This window comes from Streptomyces sp. NPDC088157 (assembly GCF_044741545.1).
GTDB lineage: Bacteria > Actinomycetota > Actinomycetes > Streptomycetales > Streptomycetaceae > Streptomyces.
Window position 1 is genome coordinate 230,676 of the sequence record NZ_JBIUSU010000003.1, and the last position, 19,448, is coordinate 250,123.

Sequence of the window (19,448 nt, forward strand, 5' to 3'; positions counted from 1 at the left end):
TCATCCCGAGTAGACGTTGAGCAGCAGGTCGGCGGGGTCGGGCAGCGGACTCGCCTCGGCGTACGCGATGGCCTCGGCGATCTCGTCGCGCGTGCGCTGCCATACGTCGTCGAGCTCCGCACGGGTCGCGGTGCCGTCGGCGACCGCGCGGGCCTCGATCAGGTCGATGGGGTCGCGGGATCTCCACTCGGCGACCTCCTCGTCCGAGCGGTAGGGGTGCCGCAGACCCTTGACGCCCTGGTGGTCGAAGAAGCGGTAGGTCTTGGCCTCGATCATCATCGGACCCTCGCCGCGCCGGGCCCGTCCGACGGCTTCGGTGGCGGCGCGGTGGACGGCGACCGCGTCCATGCCGTCGACGATCACGCTGGGCATGCCGTAGGCGGCGGCCCGGTCGGCGACGTCGGTGATCAGCATGTGGCCGGACTGCGGGGTGAACTCCGCGTAGCCGTTGTTCTCGCAGACGAAGAGCACGGGCAGGCCCAGGATCGCGGCCATGTTGGCGCCCTCGTGCCAGGCGCCGATGTTGGTGGCGCCGTCGCCGAAGAAGGTCACCGCGACGCTGTCCTCGCCCTTGTACCGGGCGGCGAAGGCTGCGCCGACGGCGATCGGGACGCCGGCCCCGACGATGCCGTTGGCGCCGAGCATGCCGCGGGTGAGGTCGTTGATGTGCATGCTCCCGCCGCGGCCGAGGCAGGCGCCGGTGACCCGGCCGTACAGCTCGGAGTACATCTCGCGGAAGCCGACGCCCTTGGCCACGGCGTGCCCGTGGCCGCGGTGGGTGGAGGTGATCTGGTCGTCGTCGCGCAGGGCCGCCATCACTCCGGCGGCAACGGCTTCCTGGCCGACGTACAGATGCAGGAAGCCGGGCAGCCTGCCCGCCTCCATGAGCTTGCCCGCTTCGGTCTCGAACAGCCGGATGCGCACCATGCGCTCGTGCAGGTCCTTGATGACCTCTGTGCTGACCTGCGGGGATTTCTTCGACGCCGTTGACGCTCGTTGAGCCATCGTCCGCCCCTTCGTCCGAGGGAGGTTGCCAAGCAATCGGACTTACTTGTGCCTGTCTACAGTAACCAGCACGGGGCACCTTACTGAACAGCGTCTCTAATTACTATGCCCCGGACCCGGGTCTCCGCCCCGCGCGTCCACCAACTCCACGGCGTTGCCCTCCGGATCCGCCCAGAAGCTGATCCGCCGACCGCGCGCCAGGACGACGACCGGGTCCGACAGGGGCCGGGCGCCCGCGGCCGGCAGCGCCGCCACCACCGGGTCCAGGTCGTCGAGATGGAAGGTGAGATACGACAGCCCCGGGCGCCCGGTCGGCACGAGTGCCGTGTGCGCCGACACCGGGGCCGACACCTGCTCCGACCGGGAAAGGATCAACTTGACGCACCCGCCGGAGGGCACCCGCAGCCAGACGACCACGAGCTCGCCGCCGAGCCCGGCCGGGCCCCCGACGGACGCCGGTACGCGGGAGCGGTGCTCCGCGCGACAGCCGATGGCGTCGCAGTAGAAGCGCTCCATCAGCTCCAGGTCCCGCACCACCACACCGACCTCGAACGGACGCGTCATGACCATCACACCCACCCCCACGGCGCACCGAGTGGCGACTTCGACACTTTCTATTGACAGACCACACTAAGTCCTGTTGTCGTTTCGGACACAACCCAGCTGTCGCATTCCTGAGCCGGTCACCGGCTCGCGGCTGGGAGGATTGTGAGGACATCGTGGTCCAGACCAGTTCGCCGGAGATTCGGGAAGCAGGCGCCGAGCGCAGGTCGCCGGTCGCGGCTCCCTCGGCTCCCTCCGTCCCCTCCGCGCCCGCATACTCGTCGTGGATCAGCCAGGACCGGTCCACCGACGCGGCATCCGAGACCATGCGCCGGGAAGCCGCCGAACTCGTCGAACGGGTGATGGCGCACTACCGCGACAACACCACGCACGAGGCGGACGGCCAGTGGACGGAACCCGTGGCCAACTACCTCGACGCCGACCGCTGGCAGCGCGAGACGGACGCCGTCCACCGGAGCGTCCCGCTGCCGCTCGCGATGTCCTGCGAGCTTCCGGGGCCGAACACCTACAAGGCGATCGACGTGCTCGGCATCCCCGTGCTGATCACCCGGGACCGCCAGGGCGCGGTGCACGCGATGATCAACGCGTGCCGGCACCGGGGAGCCAAGCTCCTCGAACCCGGCTGCGGTGTGTCGAAGCGGCTCACCTGCCCGTACCACTCCTGGTCGTACGACCTGGCAGGCGAACTGCGCGGCGTGTATCAGGAGAAGACCTTCGGAGAGGTTCCGCGTGAGGGCCGCAGCCTCGTCCGGCTCCCTGCCGGGGAACGCGCGGGAATCGTCTTCGTCTCGCTGGATCCGGCGGCCGAGCCCGACCTGGACGGCTGGCTGGGCGACCTGCTGCCGCTCCTGGAGGGCCTCCGGCTGGCGGAGTGCCTGCACTACTCCAGCAGCGAGCTGACCAGTCCCAACTGGAAGGTCACCCTCGACGGGTATCTGGAGACGTACCACTTCGCCTCACTGCACCCGAAGACGGTGTTCGAGACGAACCTGTCCAACATGATGGCCCACGACACCTGGGGTCCCCACCAGCGCATCGCACCGGCCCTGCGCCCCATCGCGCAGGCGGTCGATCTGCCGCCGGACCAGCGTGACCCCGGGGACTGCGTCGGCCCCATCTACTGGCTCTTCCCCGGCCTCGCCATCGCGGGCGGCTGGCGCCAGAAGATCGCCGTCTCCCTGGTGCTCCCCCGCACGGCGACCGAGTCGGTGACCCAGCAGATCATCCTGCTGCGGGAACCGGCGGTCACCGAGGAGGAGCGCCAGGCCGCCGACCGGTTCGGCGAGTGGTTCCACGAGGTGGTCCGCGACGAGGACTACGCGACCACCTACGGAGTTCAGCAGGGTCTGAAGGCCCTGGCCGGGACCGACTTCGTCTTCGGACGCAACGAGCCCGGGCTCCAGCACTTCCACCGCACCATTCACCGACACCTGGACAAGGGCGCGACAGCAGCCCCCAGAGCCGCCAGGTGAGCAACCAACAAGACTCGCGGGAGAACACCATGGTGGCTACGGGCAGCCTCGACGGACGTGTCGCGGTGATCACGGGCAGCACACGCAGTATCGGCCGCGCCATCGCCGAGGCCTTCCTCGCCGACGGCGCCACGGTCGTCGTCAGCGGCCGTTCCGAGATCAAGGGCAAGCAGGCGCTGGAGGAGATGGGCGCCGGGGACCGGGCCGTCTTCCACCCCTGCGACGCCAACAGCCAGGAGGACATCGAGGGCCTCGCCGACTTCGCCGCCGAGCGCTTCGGCAGGCTCGACGTCTGGGTCAACAACGTCGGCGGCAGCTCCGGCTTCGCCCCCATCCACCAGCTCAGCGACGAGGCGTGGCACGAAGCCCTCAACCTGAACATCAACGGCTACTTCTACGGCACCCGCCGGGCGCTGCCGAAGATGCTGGCGGGCGGCTGGGGCCGCATCATCAACATCTCGTCGGTGGAGGGCAAGCAGGCCAACAAGCCCGCGATCAGCCACTACATCACCAACAAGCACGCCATCCACGGCCTGACCAAGGCGACCGCCTTCGAGTACGGCACCCAGGGCATCACCTGCAACGCCATCTGCCCCGGCGCCGTCGACACCGACCTCATGCGGGCCGCGGGCCCCGCCGCGGCGGAGGCCGAGGGCATCTCGTACGAGGAGTGGCTGGGCCGGTTCGCCGAGCATGCCGCCACCAAGACGATCACCACCGTGGAGCAGGTCGCGGCGGTCGCCTCGCTGCTCGCGAGCGAGGCGGGGGCGGGTATCACCGGCACGTTGATCAGCGTCGACGGCGGAACGGCGCAATGGTAGGCCGGGGACGGGCAGCGGCGGGCTCAGGCACGGACAGCGGGAGATCTCGGGCATGAAGAGCTGGATCACGGACTGGCAGCGCAGTGAGCGGCTGCCGCACTACACCCGGGCCAACGCGGGTGAGACCCTGCCGGACCCGGCCAGCCCGCTGGGCTGGACCCTGGTCTGGGGGCGGGGCCTGCAGGGCTGGCGTCGCGGATTCGTCGGGTTCGGCATCTACCGCGAGGAGGAGGTGGCCGGCCCCCGACCGCCGTTCGTCGGGATGTTCGGCGGCCACTTCTATCTCAACCTGTCCCACATGCGGCTGTTCGGCATCCGGATGGGCCAGACGGCGGACCAGATCGACGCGGCCTTCGTCGGCCAGCGCTCCGACACTCCGGCGTACGTGGCACACCCGGACGACCAGGACGGGGAACTGACCGGCAAGGCGGGCGCGACGCTTCAGCGGATGCTCGGCCAGGCAGGGTTCCCCGAGGCCGATGCCGACCGGGTCCGGCTGCGCGCCCTGCGTCACTCGCGTCCCGACCTGACAGGGCTGTACGACGCCGAACTGGTCGCGCACGCACGGTCGTTGCTGGACGAGGTGGAGACGACCTTCCAGCGGCACGTCGAGTCGTCGCTGCCCGCGTCCGTGGGGCCGGCGATCCTCGGACCGCTGTGCGCGAGCGTGGACCGCCCCGGCGCCATGCTCGACCTGATCGGCGGTCTCGGCGACGTCGACTCCGCCTCGCCCTCGACCGGGCTGTGGACGCTGTCCCGTCAGGTGGCGGCCTCGGCCGAGCTGACCGCGCTGTTCGACCGGGGTACGGCCGCGGTGGAGCAGGCGCTCGGCGCCGCGACCGGGGATCTCAAGGCGTTCCGTGACTCCTTCGAGGAGTTCCTGGCGGAGTCCGGCGACCGCGGCCCCAACGAGTGGGACATCCACGCGCTGTCCTGGGAGGCGGCGCCCATCCAGGCGCTGGCCCTGGTCGACCGGATCCGGCACAGTCCCGACGACGACTCCCCGGCCGCCCGCCGAACGCGGCTGACCGAGGGGCGTGAGCGGACGGCGCGGGAGATCCGGGCCGCGCTGCCCGAGGAGACACAGCCCATGTTCGACGCCGGCATGCACGCCTCCCAGGTGTGGATCCCGGCCCGCGAGCGCACCAAGGCGAACTGCGTCACCGTCGTCAACGAGATCCGCATGGCCGTACGCGAACTCGGTCGCCGCGGCGTCGAGACGGGAGTCTTCGCCCGTCCCGAGGACGTGATGATGCTGCTGGACACCGAACTCGACGGCTATGTCGCCGCCCCGGAGTCCTTCGGGCCGGTGATCGCGCAGCGGCTCGAGCAGTACGCGGGCCTGCACGACCTGGAGCCGCCGTTCTTCGTCGCCGACGACACGCAGACCGAGATCGACACCTGGCCGCGACGCGCCGAGGAACAGACCCCGGCGGCCGTCGAGGGCGATGTGCTCGGCGGTGTGGCCGGCAGCCACGGCACGTACACCGGCACCGTACGGGTGATCACCGACCCCGCCTCGTGCGAGGCGCTGGAGCCCGGCGAGGTGCTGGTCGCGCCGATCACGGACGCGGCCTGGACCCCGCTGTTCCTCGTCGCCGGAGCGGCCGTCGTGGACGTGGGCGCGCTCAACAGCCACGCCGTGGTGGTCTGCCGTGAGCTGGGCATCCCGGCCGTCATCTCCGTCGAGGGCGGGACACGACGACTGCGGGACGGCATGGTGATCACCGTCGACGGCGAGCGGGGCACGGTCACCGTGGACGCCGTTCCCGCGCCGCTCGGCGGCTGAGAACGCCGCGGGCCCGTCGCTTCCCACGCACGGAGCGACGGGCCCGTGGGCACGACCGCGAAAGGAGACCCATGGCTCTTGTGGCCGAGGAAATCATCGTCGCCGGCTGGATGGACTACGAACCCGGCGACCGCGCCATCCTGCTGAAAGCTCTCGTCGAGCTGGGCCGGCGGACCCGCGAGGAGGAACCCGGCTGCCTGGACTACGCCATGACCGCCGATCCCGGCGACGAGCGGCGGATCCGGGTGTACGAGCACTGGACCTCCCGGCAGGCCCTCGACGAGCACTTCGCCACCCCGCACATCAGTGACTTCCGGGCGGCCGTGGCGGGGCTGAACCGGGTCGGGGCCTCACTGACGGCCCACACCGTCGCGGCGTCACACCCCATGCGCTGAGAACACCTTGTGCGTGAAATCGGCGCCCCTGTCAGGGGGCGCCGTTTCCGCGCGTTCAGTGGGAGTCGTCGAGCCGTACCAGCATCTTGCCGACGTTGCCGCCGCCCAGCAGGGACAGCAGCGCGCCCGCGGCGTTCTCCAGGCCGTCCACGACCGTCTCGCGCGCGGTGATCCGGCCTTCGGCGAGCCAGCCCGCGACCCGTCGCTCGAACTCCGGTCGCAGGTCGTCGTGGTCACGGACGATGAAGCCACGCAGGGTCAGCCGTTTGAGGACCGCCTGGATCAGCTGGTTGATGTCGGCGGACCGCCGGTCGCCGCCGAACTGCGACATCATGCCGCACAGGGCGACCCGGCCACCGGCGCGCAGCGCGTGCAGCGCGGCGGCGAGCTGCTCACCGCCGACGTTGTCGAAGTACACGTCGACGCCGTCGGGCGCCAGCCGGGCCAGCGCGTCGCGTACCGGCTCGGCGCGGTAGTCCGCGGCCGCGTCGTAGCCGAACTCCTTCACCAGCAGGGCGCACTTGTCCGGCCCTCCGGCCGTCCCGATGACGCGGTCCGCTCCCAGCAGGCGCGCCAACTGGCCGGCCGCGGTGCCGACGGCGCCGGCCGCCGCCGACACCAGGACGGTGTCGCCGGGACGCAGCTCCGCGATCCGGGTCAGGCCCACATAGGCGGTGAACCCGGTCTGGCCGAGCAGGCCCAACCAGGTGGGCAGCGGGGCGAGTCCGGGGTCGATGCGCCCCGCGCCGTCGGTGTCCGCCGCGTCCAGCACGGCCCGCTCCCGCCAGCCGAGCTGGTGGCGTACGTGGGTGCCGGGCGGCACCGAGGCGCAGCGGCTCTCCTCCACGACGCCGAGGGCTCGGCCGTCGAGCGGCGAGCCCGGGGTGAAGTTGTGCGTGTAGTGCTTCTCGGTGCTCTCCAGGCGCCCGCGCATGGACGGGTCGACGCTCATGTAGAGGTTGCGTACGAGCAGCTGTCCCTCTCCCAGGGGCGGCAGCGGGCGCTCCTCGACGGCGAAGTCGGTGGGGAGCGGTTCTCCGTCGGGCCGGCGCACCAGACAGACCACCCGGGTGGTTCGGGGTGTCACGGGTTCACCGCTCCGGCTGCGGGGGCGTACGGCGCCGGGCGAGGCGGCCGACCCAGCCGGCCATCTGGAGGTCGGCATGGCGCAGGTCGCCGGACTGCCACCGGGCCTGGAAGTCGAAGACGCCCCGGGCTCCGGTCCTGGGGTCGGTCACCTCGACCAGTCCGTCCTCGGTGAGCCGGTAGACATGCCCGGTCAGTGGGTGGATCACTTGCTTGGGCATGGGGGCCTCACTCCTGCACTCGGCGGCGTACGCCGCGCTTGGTCACGGTCACCGGGCCCTCGACCCGGAGCCGGCAGGCGAGCCGGGTCAGGCCGTCCACCGGTCTGCGCAGAGCCTCGATGCCCTCGCGTTCCAGCGGGCCCACGGGGGAACAGTTCTCGGCGCCCTCCTCCACCTGGACGAAGCAGGTGCGGCAGGTCCCCCTGCCGCCGCAGACGGTGGGCCAGCGGTAGCCGAGCCGCTGGGCGGCGGTGAACAGGTCCTCGCCGTCGAGGACTTCGAGTTCTTCGCCCAGGGGTCTGACCGCCACCCGATGGGTCACTTCTCCATCCACCGGTCGAGCGTCCGGTTGAAGTGGCGGATGCGGCTCTCCTGGTAGTTGGCGAGCGTGATGCCCGGCTTGCGCATCGCCTTCAGGCCCTGTTGGACGTAGGGCAGGTTCTCGCAGTCCTGGTCGAAGACGGGCCCGAGCACGCCCAGTTCGGGGATGTCGGCGAAGAGCATGTCCTCCGGTACCCAGCGGATCTTCACCGGGGGCGGCAGCTCGCCGGGCTGCTTCGGCGACGACATGAAGATGATCTCGGCGGTGCAGGAGTCGGGGTCGAGGCCGTTGGGGCGGAACCGGTAGATGATGTTCGACTTGGCGCCGCCCCAGGGGTTGAAGTTGGGGAACAGCAAGTAGTTGATGGCGTCCAGCAGTTCGGTGTCCGCGACCCCGGAGAAGTCCTGTGTCGAGGTGGCCGCCAGTTGCGCGCGCATCCGCTCGGCGAGGACCTGACGGGCGGTGCCGCCGGGCGGGATCGCCGGCAGTTCGTCGCCCTCCTGCATCACCAGGTCACGGCCCTGGGCGGCGGCGTAGAACGCGCGCGAGTCGTAGAAGGTCTCCAGGACGTCCTGCTCCGTGACGGAGTCCGCCACGTGCGGACTGGGCGCGCCCTGGATGTTGATCATCCGGTTCCAGTTCGGCTGGTCCGCCATGACGTCGTACTGGGAGTTGGCGTCGGCGAGCCACGGCAGCATCTGCGGGTGGGTGGCGATCACATGGAAGGACTCGATGAACGCGTCCTGCGCGATCTTCCAGTTACAGGGCAGCACCTTGCCGATGTGCAGCGACTTGTAGCGGTTCTCCAACGGCCAGATGTAGTAGTCGTCGAAGGTGCCGCGGTAGCTGTCGAAGGACTCGGCGCAGGGGTCCATGTTGATGAAGACGAAGCCGCGCCAGGTGGCCACCCGGGCCTCGGGAAGGGCGAACTTCTCCGGGGTGACGTGCGGGAAGTCCCAGGCGCAGGGCGGGGTCCGCATCGTGCCGTCGAGGTTCCAGGCGAAGCCGTGGAACGAGCAGCGGAACTCGCCGACGTTGCCGCCGCTCGTGCGCAGTTTGCGGCCGCGGTGCAGGCAGACGTTGACGTAGGCGCGGATCTCGTCGGGGGTCGTGCGGACGACGATGAGGGAGTCGTCGCCGATCTCGTAGACCTCGTGGTCCCCGACCTCGGGAATCTCGCTCTCCAGGCAGGCGAACTGCCAGACGCGCCGCCAGACCTGCCGCATCTCGCGTTCGGCCCACTCGCGGGAGGTGAAGCGGGCGGTGTCGATGTCCTCGCTGCCGAGGTGGTCGTTGCGCTCGTACCTCAGAGCGGGGGGAACGGGGCGGCTGTCCTGGTCGAGGTAGTCCTGGACGCTGGGCCCGGGGCACCGCGCAGTGGCCGGCTCCGACGTTTCGTCCATCATCTCTCCTCCGGCAGAAACTTTAGAGTGAGTGTAGTTATGGGTGCCACTCAGGAGCAACACTCGCGGCATCGCGCGGACACCGCAAACGTCGATGTCACGGGGGACAGGCTGGGTTGCAGCTCTAATTCGTCGCACCTGACCCCTCCCCAAGCCCGTCCGGGCGTGTCACACTCCGTCGCAACCGAGGCTGTAGAGCCTCATAAGTTTCTCCATGGCCCGGGGCGGTGTCCGCCTCATGTGGGCCACAGCGCCGCCCGACTCCACCGGCGGCCCGCGCCGTACCCCACGCCGGCGAACCGATGAAGGCGCTCGATCAGTCATGCGTGCCGTCCGGTCCGGACGGCCCAGGACCCGCCTGTGCAGAACCGGCCGTCACGGACGCGGGAGCGACGCGGCCGCGGCAGCAGCGCAGGCGCCACACCACGGGAGTACTCAACGATGAGTTCAAGACCCGGACGCGCGATCCGTCGCGCGCTCACCTCGATCGTCCCCGTCACCGCCCTGCTCGCCCTGGCGGCGTGCGGCACCGACACGACGCCGGCCGCCGACTCCGCCAAAGCCGCGGCCTCGGACTCCCCCGGCCTGATCGCGGCCCGCGAGGCCGTGAAGAAGTACTCCGAGCACCCGGCCCGGATCCCGGTCACCGAACCGGTGGGCAAGAAGATCCCCGAGGACAAGAAGATCGACTTCATCCTCTGCGGGGTGCAGTCCTGTCAGGACCTGGCCAACTTCTTCACCGCCGGCGCGGAGCTGCTCGGCTGGCACGTCAAGCAGATCGCCACCCAGGGCACTCCGGAGTCCGTCCAGGCCGCCTACGAACAGGCGCTGCGCGACAAGCCGGACGCCGTCGTCGCCTCCGGATTCCCCCGCGCGGTGTACGCCAAGCAGCTGGCACAGCTGAAGGCGGCGGACATCCCGGTCATCCAGTCGAACGCCGACGACGTGGTGGGCGAAGGCATCGCCCTGCTGAAGAACGGGCCCGACGACGTCGCCGTGCAGGGCGAGATGCTCGCCTCCTGGGTGGTGTCCGACAGCGCCGCCCAGGCCGACACCGTCTACTTCGACCTGCCCGCCTACACCATCCTCAAGCCCGTCAAGGACACCTTCGCGGCCAAGTACAAGGAGTGGTGCGAGGGCTGCGCGCTGGACAGCGTCGACGTGCCGATCACCTCGATCGGCAAGGACATGCCGGACCGGGTGGTGTCGTACCTGCGCTCGCACCCGAAGGTGACCCACGTCGTGTTCTCCCTCGGCCTGCTCAACGTGGGCGTCCCGGCCGCGTTGAAGACCGCCGGCATCACCGGCAAGCACATCGCCGTGAACGTCGGTGACGGGCAGAACTACCAGTACATCCAGAGCGGCCTCAGCGACGCCGCGATGGCACTGAACTCGCACGAGGCCGCATGGCTCCAGGTCGACGCGCTGGCGCGCCACTTCACCGGCCAGTCCATGGACATGGACCAGAAGGCGGTGCTGCCCAACATGCTCATCACCAAGGACAACCTGCCGAAGGGTCTCGGTGACTTCCCGCTCGTCGAGGACTACCAGGCGCAGTTCAAAGCGCTCTGGGGCCTGAACTGACCGACCCGCCCGCCGCCGGCCCAGGCCGGCGGCGGCGCCACTCGACGGATGGAGCAGCAGTGCACGCTGACACGTCAACGGAGACGACCGAGCCGGCCGATTCGGTGCGCGGGGCGGCCGGGACCGACGAGAGCGACCGGCCCGTCCTGCGGGTGTCCGCGCTGTCCAAGCGGTTCGGCGCGACCCAGGCGCTCGAGGACGTCGACCTCGACATCGCCCACGGCGAGATCCACGCCCTGATCGGGCCCAACGGCTCCGGCAAGTCCACCCTCATCAAGATCCTCGCCGGGTACCACCATGCCGAGCCCGGAGCGGTCGCCGAACTCGACGGCGAGCCTTTCGGCCTGGGCCAGGTCACCGGCTCCCGGCACGCCCGGCTCCGCTTCGTCCACCAGGAGCTCGGCCTGGTGAACGAGCTGAACGCCACCGACAATCTCGCCCTCAGCCGCGGCTTCGCCCGTACCGCCCTCGGCAACATCCGCTGGCCGGAGATGGAACGGCGCACGACCGCCCTGGTCGAACGGTTCGGCCTCGGCATCGACGTACGCCGTCCCCTCTCGGCGGCCACTCCCGTTCAGCGGGCGGTGGTGGCCATCGCCGCCGCCCTGCAGGGCTGGGAGGGCCGACGCGGGGTCCTCGTGCTCGACGAGCCGACCGCCGTGCTGCCGCCGGGGGAGGTGGCCCGGCTCTTCGACATCGTGCGGGAGATCCGCGACACCGGTGCCAGCGTCCTCTACGTCTCGCACCGCATGGACGAGATCTTCGCACTGGCCGACCGGGTCACCGTGATCCGCGGCGGACGCCGGATCGCGACCCGCCCGGTCGCCGGGCTCACTCCCCGCTCGCTCGCGGAGCTGATGGCGGGCGAGGAGACGGAAACCGAGCATCGGCCACAGCCGCCCACCGGGCCCGCCCCGGCCGTCCTGGAGGTCCGTGACCTGTGGGCCGGCCCGCTGCGCGGAGTCGGCTTCACGCTGGGGCGGGGCGAGCGGCTGGGTGTCACCGGCCTGGTCGGCTCCGGCCACGAGGTACTGCCGTACGCGGTGTGCGGAGCGTACGGCGGACCGGTGCGCGGCCAGGTGCGGGTACCGGAGCGGTCCCGGCGGTGGGCCGACGCGAAGGACGCGCGTGAGCTGGGCATTCCGCTGGTCCCCGCGGACCGGGCCACCGAGGGGGTGATCGGCGAATTCTCGGTCGGGGAGAACCTGACCCTCCCGCTGCTCGACCGGCTTCGCGCCCGGGCCGGACGCCTGCACCGACGCCGCGAGTCCTCGCTCGCCGGGGAATGGATCCGGCGGGTGGGGGTGCGCACCGCCGGACCGGGGGCTCGGATCACCACCCTGAGCGGCGGCAACCAGCAGAAGGTCGTCATGGCCCGCTGCCTGGCCCAGCGGCCTGAGGTGCTGGTGCTGTGCGAACCCACGGCGGGCGTCGACATCGCCACCCGCCTCCAGCTGTACGACCTGATCGAGCGGCAGGCCGACGACGGCATGGGAGTGATCGTGTCCTCGTCCGACACCGAGGACCTGCTCGCGCTCTGCACCCGCGTCCTGGTGGTACGGGACGGCCGGATCGTACGCGAGATCAACGGCCGGGACATCACCGAACCCGCGCTGGTCCACGCCATGGAAGGAACCGAGTGAGATGACATCCACCCCGACCCCGGCCGCACGGCTCCGGCCGACCGGACCCGACGACCCCGCGGTCCCCGCCGTGGGGGCACCGGGCGCGCTCGGCCGGCGGGCGGCAGCAGCCCTGTCGTTCCGGAACATCGGCGCCGTCTACGTGTGGCTGCTGATCGCCGTGCTCTTCTCCGTATGGGCGCCTGACACCTTCCCGACCGTCATCACGGTCAAGCAGGTCCTGAACGGCAACGCCGTGGCCGGACTGGTGGCGCTCAGCGTCGTACTGCCGCTGGCCGCCCGCGTCTTCGACCTGTCGGTCGCGTACACCATGTCCCTCACCAGCGTGCTGACCGCCCACTTCATGGTCTCCACGGGCCTGGGCGCCGCCGCGGCGATCGCCCTGGCGATGGCCGCGGCCCTGCTCGTCGGGGTGGTCAACGCCATCGTGGTGGTGGTGCTGCGGGTCGATTCGTTCATCGCCACCCTGGCCACCGGCGCGCTGATCCAGTCCCTGATCACCATGGTCACCAACGACAGCTCGATCACCGGCGTGCAACTGCTCGCCAAGCCGTTCGCGGACATCGCCCAGCTGGACGCGGGCGGCATCACCCTGCCGGTGCTGTATCTGTCGCTCGCCGCCCTCGCCATCTGGTTCCTGCTGGAACACACCGCCACCGGACGCCGGTTGTACGCGACCGGCTTCAACGCGGACGCGGCACGTCTGCAGGGGGTGCGCACCGACCGGCTGCGCTTCCTGACTCTGTTGGCATCCGCGCTGCTGTCGGGTTTCGCCGGGATCGTCTTCGCTTCCTCGGTGGGATCCGGATCGCCCACCGCCGGCACCCCGTATCTGCTCTCCGCCTACGCGGCGGCGTTCGTCGGAGCGACGCAACTGCGTGCGGGCCGCTTCAACGCCTGGGGCACGGTGATCGCGGTCCTCCTGCTCGGCACGGGCATCACCGGGCTCGGCCTCGCCACCAGCGCGCAGTGGGCCGCGAGCCTGTTCACCGGCTCGGTCCTCATCGTGGCGCTCGTCCTGACCGGTGGACGCATCGCCCTGCCCGCCGTCCTGCGCCGCCGGACGAGCACCCGGCACGATTCGACCACCGGCAAGGAGGTCCGCGGATGAAGGCCGTCCAGTACCGGCGGGTGGGGCACGCCCCCGAGGTCGTGGAGATTCCGGTGCCCGAACCCGGCCCGGGCCAGGTGCTGTTGAAGGTGACGGCGGCAGGGATCTGCCACTCCGATCTGGCGGTGATGGGCTGGCCCGAGGAACTGTTCCCCTACGCGCTGCCGCTGGCCCTCGGCCACGAGGGGGTCGGGACGGTGGCGGCCTTGGGCGCCGGTGTCACCTCCGTGGCCGAGGGCGAGGCGGTGGCGGTGTACGGCCCATGGGGCTGCGGCAGCTGTCCCAAGTGCGCCGAGGGCAAGGAGAACTGCTGTCCGCACGCCGCCGGGCTCGGCATCATGCCGCCGGGGCTCGGCTCCCCCGGCGCCCTGGCGGAGTACATGCTGGTGGACTCGCCCCGCCATCTCGTGCCGCTGCACGGGCTCGACCCCGTGCAGGCCGCGCCGCTCACCGACGCGGGGCTGACTCCCTATCACGCGATCCGCGGGTCGCTGCCGAAGCTGGTGCCCGGCAGTACGGCGGTGGTGATCGGCGTCGGCGGCCTGGGTCATCTCGCCGTACAACTGCTGCGTGCCCTGACCCCGGCCCGGGTGGTCGCGCTCGACGTGAGCGAGGAGAAGCTGGAGCTGGCCGCCAAGGTCGGCGCGCACGAGACGCTGCTGTCCGACGGCGAGGCGGTCGCACGGCTCCGGGAACTCACCGGCGGCATGGGAGCGGAGGTCGTCCTGGACTTCGTCGGAGCCGAGGCGACCCTGGCGGTCGCCGCGGCGTCGGTGGCGGTGGCGGGCGATGTCACCGTCGTCGGCCTCGGCGGGGGCACGCTGGCCGTCGGCTTCGGAGGCGGACTGCCCTTCGAGGTGTCGGCCACCTTCCCCTACTGGGGCAGCCGGACGGAGCTCATGGACGTCCTCGAACTCGCCCGGCGGGGCCTCGTGTCCGCCCACGTCGAGACCTTCACCCTGGACCAGGCGCCCGAGGCCTACGAGCGCCTGCACGCCGGCGACATCAACGGCCGCGCGGTGATACTGCCGACGCCATCTCGATGAGCCCCGACGGCGGCAAGCCCCTGCTCCAGCCCTTACGGCGACCGACCCGCACAAGCCCGGATCCCCCCGCCTCTTGAGCCGCACACCCCAGCGACCCAGCCCCTCGGGTGACCGAGGGGCACGAGCCGACCCATCCGGCGACCGAGCCGCACATACCCGGATCCTCCGGCTCGGCCGGCCGCACACCCCTCCGGCTCGGCCGGCCGACGACGGAGCCACACACGCCAACCCCTCCAGCGCTCCTGAGCCGCACGGCCCAGCCGGCCGGCGACGGAGCCGCACAACATATACCCCTCCGGCGTTTGAGGAGCGGGGGTCCAGGGGGCAGAGCCCCCTGGTGACGTTTCAGCGGCCGGCCGGGAACCCGGCCGGCCCGCCCGCGTACACCGCCCGCTCCACGCACCGCCGCAGCACCGTCAGGAACTGCGGTGTCTCCCACGGCCCGACGTCCCGGCGACCGGTGTCGTCCACGCCGAGGTCCTGCAGGTCGTAGCGGCCCCGGCAGTGCCCGAGGGTGAAGTAGCAGACCTCGCCGAGACCGTGCCGCTTGAGGTACAGCACCGGTCGGGGCGCGCTGTCGAGTGCCGCCGCCTCGCCCTCGGCGAAACCGCGGCACGGCCCCGTGTACTCGGCGTGCAGCAGCACCTCCAGCTCCCCGTGCAGCTCGCACACGTACAGCTCGTCGGTGACGGTGAACGGTCCGATCCCGGCGACCAGCGGATGGTCCGGCCGGGACACCATTACCTCGTACGGCTCGATCGGCGGATGGGCGAGGAACTGGCTGCCGAGCACCTGCGCCAGTTCCCCGAGGAGCCGCGGAGTCGTGAACACCCGCGGCCCCGCACCGGTCGACGGCTCGATCACCGAGTTGGTGCCGTGCAGGGCGAGCCAGCGCCCGCCCCGCTCGACGAACCGGGCCAGCGCGGCCCGCTGCACCGGGCGGGGCCGGACGTCACAGGTGTAGGTGACCAGCAGGTCGGCCTTGTCGAGGGCGGCCACGCAGTCGTAGTCCTGGTACACGGTGCTGCGCACCCGGGGATGCTCACCGAGCATCCCCAGCAGTCGCAGCCGCGCGTGGTCGAAGTCGTGCCAGCGGCCGCCGCAGACGAGCACGGCGTCCAGGCGGCCGGCCGGGCCTGCCACGGGTCAGTACTGGACGCGGGTGAGCAGCCCGCCGTCCACCACGAGGTTGACCCCGACACAGAAGGAGCCGGTCCGCCCGAGCAGGAACGCCACCGCCGCGGCCACGTCCTCCGCGGTGCCGTAGCGGCCGATCGGCAGCTTGGCGAGCACCTCCTCGTACACCTCCGGGCGGCTGGTGCGGATGGTCTCCCAGGCGCCGCCGGGGAAGTCGATCGGGCCGGGCGAGACGGTGTTGACGCGCACCCCCTTCGGCGCGAGGGCGTGCGCGAGGGCCGAGGCGTGCTGGACCACGGCCGCCTTGAGCGCCGAGTACGAGTTCGCGCCGGCCGGACGCGCGGTGTCGGAGGCGTTGGTGGTGCCGATGGCCACGACGGCGGCCCGGTCGGAGGCCTCGAGATGCGGTAGGGCCGCGTCGACGAGTCCCGCGAACGGGATCAGGTCGCCGCGCAGGCTGGCCTCCCAGGAGTCGGGGCCCTTCACGTTGCCCGCCGACACGTTGGACACCAGCAGGTCGAGCCCGCCGAGTTCACCGGCCGCCCGCTCCACGAAGCCCGCGAGGGCGGCCGGGTCGGTGACGTCGACCGGTTCCGCGAACACGGTGGCGCCCTCTGCCCGCAGTTCGGCGGCCGCCTTGGCCAGCCCCTCCTCGCCCCGGGCGCACAGGGCCAGTGCGCAGCCCTCCGCCGCCAGTGTTCCGGCGATCGCCCGGCCGATGCCCCGGCTCGCGCCGGTCACCAGCGCCTTCGCGCCCGTCAGTCCCAGATCCATCGATGTCACTCCTTCGTGATTGCCGGATTTCCGAAACGAATCCCGGTCGCTCAGTGGCCGGGCAATCCCTCGGTCGCCCGGGCGGGGCCTCAGTTGCCGGGAAGCTGTGAGAACGGCGCCCGGTCCGCCCGGGGTTCCGGCGGCAGCTTCAGCACCCGCTCGCCGATCAGGTTGCGCTGGATCTGGTCGGTGCCTCCGGCCAGCCGGTAGCCGGGTGCGCCGAGGAGATGCTGGGTCCAGGCGAAGGTGCCGGATTCACCGGTGTCGGCGCTGATCCGCGCCCCCATCAGCTCGGCCGCGACCTGTCCCGTCCGGGTGAGCAGGTCGGAGGCCATGAGTTTGGTCAACGACGCCTCCGGGCCCGGCCGTCCGCCGGCGGCGCTCGTCCTGGCGACGCGGTCGACGGTGGCCGCGCGCAGTGCGGCACGTACGTACAGGTCGGCGAGGCGCTGGCGGACCAGCGGATCCGAAGTGCGGTCGAGCGAGCGGGCGAGCGCCAGCACGTCCGTGAAGGTGCCGCCCTTGCGGCGGTTGCCGCTGCCGGAGGCGGTCCGCTCGAAGGCGAGGGTGGTGGTGGCGACCTCCCAGCCCTGGCCCGGCCGTCCGATCCGGAGCCGGTCCGGGACGCGCACGCCGCTGAGGAAGACCTCGTTGAAGGAGGCGCCGCCGCTCATCTGGCGGATGGGGCGCACCTCCACCCCGGGGGCGTCCATGGGGACCAGGAAGGCGGTGATGCCGGCCTGTTTGACGACGTCCGGGTCGGTGCGGGCGAGCAGCAGACCGTAGTCGGCGAACTGGGCGCCCGAGGTCCACACCTTCTGACCGTCGATCACCCACTCTCCCTCACGCCCTTCCTGCCGGGCGCGGGTGCGCACGGCCGCGAGGTCGGATCCGGCACCGGGTTCGCTGAAGAGCTGGCAGGCGAGCAGGTCGGTGCGCAGGAAGGCGCGGGCCTGGTCACGGCGCTGCTCGGCCGTCCCGAAAAGGGAGACGGCCATGGCGACCAGGCGGACGGTGACGCTGATCAGCTCGGTGGACGGCGGCACCTCGAAGTCCGACTCCTCGTCGGCGAAGGCCACCACATGGGCGGCGCTCAGGCCCGCCCCGCCCTTGTCCACGGGCAGGGTCAGCGCCTGGTACCCGGCGTCGAAGCGGGCCCGCTGGTAGGCGCGGCAGCGTTCCAGGAGCAGGCGTTCCTCGTCCTCGGGGAGGTTGTGGAACACGGCGAGGTCGGCCGGCTCCCCGGCCGACTCCGCCGCCCGCGCCGGGGTGAGCACGGTGGCCAGCCACTGCCGGACCTGTGTGCGCCATGCGTCCGGATCGGGCTGGGACATGGCTCCTCCTCGGGTACTTACCAGATGACATTTTCAGTAACAGGGAGTGGGATGCGTGCGTTCACGACCGCTTAATCATGCGGGAACGGCTCCTTCTGGGATCAGAGTGTTCCGTACTTTCTTGATAAACGCTACAGTCTCTGCATCCCCTCTCCCCTCGAATCGGGAGAGGACCGAGGAGCCGCCGGAGGAGCCATGTCGCTGCTGCCACTCGACCGTCGCGCCCAGGAGACACCCCATGAACCCGCCTTGGCGGACGACCTGGGCGTGCTGTCCTGGTCCGGCCTGACCGACCAGGTGACCCGGGCCGCGGCCCGGCTGCTGGAGTTCGCGCCCGGGCCCGACGACCGGATCGCCGTCCTCGGTGACAACGCGATCCCGACGCTGGTGGCCCATCTGGCGGGCCTGCGCGCCGGAGTGGGGACCGTGGCCTCGTCCCGGAACCTGACATCGCGCGAACTCGTCGACCAGATCATCGACGCGGGCGTGACCGGGATCATCGCCGGTCCCGTCGGCGCGGGCGCCGCCCTCGACGCGGCCCGCGAACTGGGCCTGCCGATCGTGACGCACGGAACGCCGGCGGCCGGGCACGCCTTCGACTGGGACCTGTGGCTGGCCGCCGCGCCCGCCGACCGCACGCTCCCGACGGACCGGCCCGCCCGGCCTCCGCTCGTCTACACCTCGGGAACCACCGGTCGGGCGCGCGGCACCGAGGTGCGCTGGGTGAGCGGCCCGGTGGCCGACAGCTCCGCCTACCTCGCCGCGATGTCCGCCCGGCCCGGGTTCCCGCCCGGACCGCATCTGGTGTGCGGCCCCCTCCAGCACAACGCGCCACTGACCTCGCTGCGACACCTGGCGGCCGGCCAGCCGGTGGTCGTCCTCGGCAGGTACGACCCGGAGACCTTCCTCAGCCGGGTACAGAGGTGGCGGGTCTCCTCGACGGTCATGGTGCCCACCCACTTCCAACGGCTGCTCGCCCTCCCGGACGAGGTCCGCGCCCGGTACGACGTCTCCACCCTGCGCCAGGTCTCCCACACCGGCTCCGCGTGTCCGCCGGAGGTGAAGCGAGCCATGATCGAGTGGTTCGGTCCGGTGCTGACCGAGTCGTACGGCGCCAGCGAGGCGGGCACGGTGGCCCGCATCGACAGCGACGAGTGGGTGGCGCACCCGGGCTCGGTAGGGCGGGTCCGGCCCCCGTTCGAGGTCCTGGTCACCGATGACGACGGCCGGCGGCTGGAGCCCGGCGCACGCGGACTGCTGGCCTTCCGGGCGCCGGAGGGCCAGGGCGTCCGCTACCACGCGGACCCGGACAAGACCAGGTCCGCCTATCTCTCCCCCGGCGTCTTCACCCTCGGCGACATCGGCTACGTCGACGCGAACGGCTACATCTACATCACCGACCGGGCCGCTGACGTCGTGGTCTCCGGTGGCGTCAACCTGTACCCGGCCGAGAGCGAGGCGGTCCTGCGGGAGCACCCGGCGGTCGTCGAGGTCGCGGTGATCGGCGTGCCCGACCCGGACTTCGGCGAATCGCTGCGGGCGCTGGTCGTGGTGGCGGGGGACGAACCGCCGGCCGATGAGCTGGACCTGTTCTGCCGGGACCGTCTCGCCGCCTACAAGTGTCCGAAGTCGTACGAGTTCGTTCCCGAGCTCCTGCGCAACGCGATGGGCAAGCTCGACAAACGCGCGATGCGCCGCCCCTACTGGAGCTCGGAACGGACCATCGCCGGCTGAGCCCGCC

At 71.3% G+C, this 19,448-nt stretch carries 18 protein-coding genes; 9 read left to right on the forward strand and 9 right to left on the reverse strand.

Going from position 1 to position 19,448, the window contains the following annotated elements:
* Both ACIPFH_RS12350 and ACIPFH_RS12355 read right to left on the reverse strand, forming a co-directional pair.
* Positions 1-1,005 (reverse strand): thiamine pyrophosphate-dependent dehydrogenase E1 component subunit alpha, encoded by a 1,005-nt coding sequence (locus tag ACIPFH_RS12350; RefSeq protein WP_356264886.1) that lies wholly within the window; start codon positions 1,003-1,005, stop codon positions 1-3.
* A 96-nt stretch (positions 1,006-1,101) separates the two neighbouring features.
* Positions 1,102-1,569 carry a VOC family protein gene (locus ACIPFH_RS12355; protein WP_401825472.1) on the reverse strand — a complete coding sequence of 156 codons (468 nt, stop codon included), beginning with the start codon at positions 1,567-1,569 and terminating at the stop codon, positions 1,102-1,104.
* Between the two features lie 155 nt (positions 1,570-1,724).
* Between ACIPFH_RS12355 and ACIPFH_RS12360 the strand changes: the two genes are divergently transcribed.
* The 4 genes from ACIPFH_RS12360 to ACIPFH_RS12375 all read left to right on the forward strand — a co-directional run bounded on the left by ACIPFH_RS12360 (position 1,725) and on the right by ACIPFH_RS12375 (position 6,046).
* On the forward strand, positions 1,725-3,041 hold the full coding sequence (locus ACIPFH_RS12360; RefSeq protein WP_356264880.1) for an aromatic ring-hydroxylating dioxygenase subunit alpha: 1,317 nt from the start codon (positions 1,725-1,727) through the stop codon (positions 3,039-3,041).
* Entirely contained in the window at positions 3,038-3,862 is an 825-nt protein-coding gene (locus tag ACIPFH_RS12365) for an SDR family NAD(P)-dependent oxidoreductase (protein ID WP_401825474.1), read from the forward strand. Before ACIPFH_RS12360 ends, ACIPFH_RS12365 begins: the two co-directional genes overlap by 4 nt.
* A 52-nt stretch (positions 3,863-3,914) precedes the next feature.
* Positions 3,915-5,651 (forward strand): PEP-utilizing enzyme, encoded by a 1,737-nt coding sequence (locus tag ACIPFH_RS12370; protein WP_401825475.1) that lies wholly within the window; start codon positions 3,915-3,917, stop codon positions 5,649-5,651.
* A gap of 71 nt (positions 5,652-5,722) precedes the next feature.
* The gene (locus ACIPFH_RS12375) at positions 5,723-6,046 is read left to right on the forward strand and encodes a putative quinol monooxygenase (RefSeq protein WP_356260467.1); all 324 of its coding nucleotides are present in this window, start codon (positions 5,723-5,725) and stop codon (positions 6,044-6,046) included.
* A 55-nt stretch (positions 6,047-6,101) separates the two neighbouring features.
* On the opposite strand, the gene ACIPFH_RS12380 is transcribed toward ACIPFH_RS12375, so the two are convergent.
* Genes ACIPFH_RS12380 through ACIPFH_RS12395 form a run of 4 tightly spaced genes read right to left on the reverse strand, consistent with a single transcriptional unit; the run spans position 6,102 to position 9,081 of the window.
* On the reverse strand, positions 6,102-7,133 hold the full coding sequence (locus ACIPFH_RS12380; RefSeq protein WP_401825477.1) for an NADP-dependent oxidoreductase: 1,032 nt from the start codon (positions 7,131-7,133) through the stop codon (positions 6,102-6,104).
* A gap of 4 nt (positions 7,134-7,137) precedes the next feature.
* On the reverse strand, positions 7,138-7,353 hold the full coding sequence (locus tag ACIPFH_RS12385; protein WP_401825479.1) for a transposase: 216 nt from the start codon (positions 7,351-7,353) through the stop codon (positions 7,138-7,140).
* 7 nt (positions 7,354-7,360) lie between these two features.
* Positions 7,361-7,663, reverse strand: coding sequence for a 2Fe-2S iron-sulfur cluster-binding protein (locus ACIPFH_RS12390; RefSeq protein ID WP_401825481.1), 303 nt, complete (start codon positions 7,661-7,663; stop codon positions 7,361-7,363).
* An 8-nt stretch (positions 7,664-7,671) separates the two neighbouring features.
* A complete protein-coding gene (locus ACIPFH_RS12395) occupies positions 7,672-9,081 on the reverse strand; it encodes an SRPBCC family protein (protein ID WP_401825483.1) in 1,410 nt (469 codons plus the stop codon).
* A 438-nt stretch (positions 9,082-9,519) separates the two neighbouring features.
* On the opposite strand from ACIPFH_RS12395, the gene ACIPFH_RS12400 reads away from it, so the two are divergent.
* The 4 genes from ACIPFH_RS12400 to ACIPFH_RS12415 are packed head-to-tail and all read left to right on the forward strand — an operon-like array spanning position 9,520 to position 14,462.
* The gene (locus ACIPFH_RS12400) at positions 9,520-10,662 is read left to right on the forward strand and encodes a substrate-binding domain-containing protein (RefSeq protein ID WP_401825485.1); all 1,143 of its coding nucleotides are present in this window, start codon (positions 9,520-9,522) and stop codon (positions 10,660-10,662) included.
* A 59-nt stretch (positions 10,663-10,721) separates the two neighbouring features.
* Positions 10,722-12,305 carry a sugar ABC transporter ATP-binding protein gene (locus ACIPFH_RS12405; RefSeq protein ID WP_401825486.1) on the forward strand — a complete coding sequence of 528 codons (1,584 nt, stop codon included), beginning with the start codon at positions 10,722-10,724 and terminating at the stop codon, positions 12,303-12,305.
* A gap of 1 nt (position 12,306) precedes the next feature.
* Positions 12,307-13,416 (forward strand): ABC transporter permease, encoded by a 1,110-nt coding sequence (locus ACIPFH_RS12410; protein WP_401825488.1) that lies wholly within the window; start codon positions 12,307-12,309, stop codon positions 13,414-13,416.
* On the forward strand, positions 13,413-14,462 hold the full coding sequence (locus ACIPFH_RS12415) for an NAD(P)-dependent alcohol dehydrogenase (RefSeq protein WP_401825490.1): 1,050 nt from the start codon (positions 13,413-13,415) through the stop codon (positions 14,460-14,462). The genes ACIPFH_RS12410 and ACIPFH_RS12415 overlap by 4 nt, the downstream gene beginning before the upstream one ends.
* A gap of 345 nt (positions 14,463-14,807) precedes the next feature.
* On the opposite strand, the gene ACIPFH_RS12420 is transcribed toward ACIPFH_RS12415, so the two are convergent.
* The 3 genes from ACIPFH_RS12420 to ACIPFH_RS12430 form a co-directional block, all read right to left on the reverse strand.
* Positions 14,808-15,605 (reverse strand): ThuA domain-containing protein, encoded by a 798-nt coding sequence (locus ACIPFH_RS12420; protein ID WP_401825492.1) that lies wholly within the window; start codon positions 15,603-15,605, stop codon positions 14,808-14,810.
* A gap of 3 nt (positions 15,606-15,608) precedes the next feature.
* Complete coding sequence (locus tag ACIPFH_RS12425; RefSeq protein ID WP_401825493.1) at positions 15,609-16,373, reverse strand: SDR family NAD(P)-dependent oxidoreductase; 765 nt, start codon at positions 16,371-16,373, stop codon at positions 15,609-15,611.
* An 89-nt stretch (positions 16,374-16,462) separates the two neighbouring features.
* Entirely contained in the window at positions 16,463-17,707 is a 1,245-nt protein-coding gene (locus ACIPFH_RS12430; protein WP_401825495.1) for an acyl-CoA dehydrogenase family protein, read from the reverse strand.
* A gap of 195 nt (positions 17,708-17,902) precedes the next feature.
* Between ACIPFH_RS12430 and ACIPFH_RS12435 the strand changes: the two genes are divergently transcribed.
* Positions 17,903-19,441 (forward strand): AMP-binding protein, encoded by a 1,539-nt coding sequence (locus ACIPFH_RS12435; RefSeq protein ID WP_401825496.1) that lies wholly within the window; start codon positions 17,903-17,905, stop codon positions 19,439-19,441.
* Positions 19,442-19,448 lie beyond the last annotated feature (7 nt).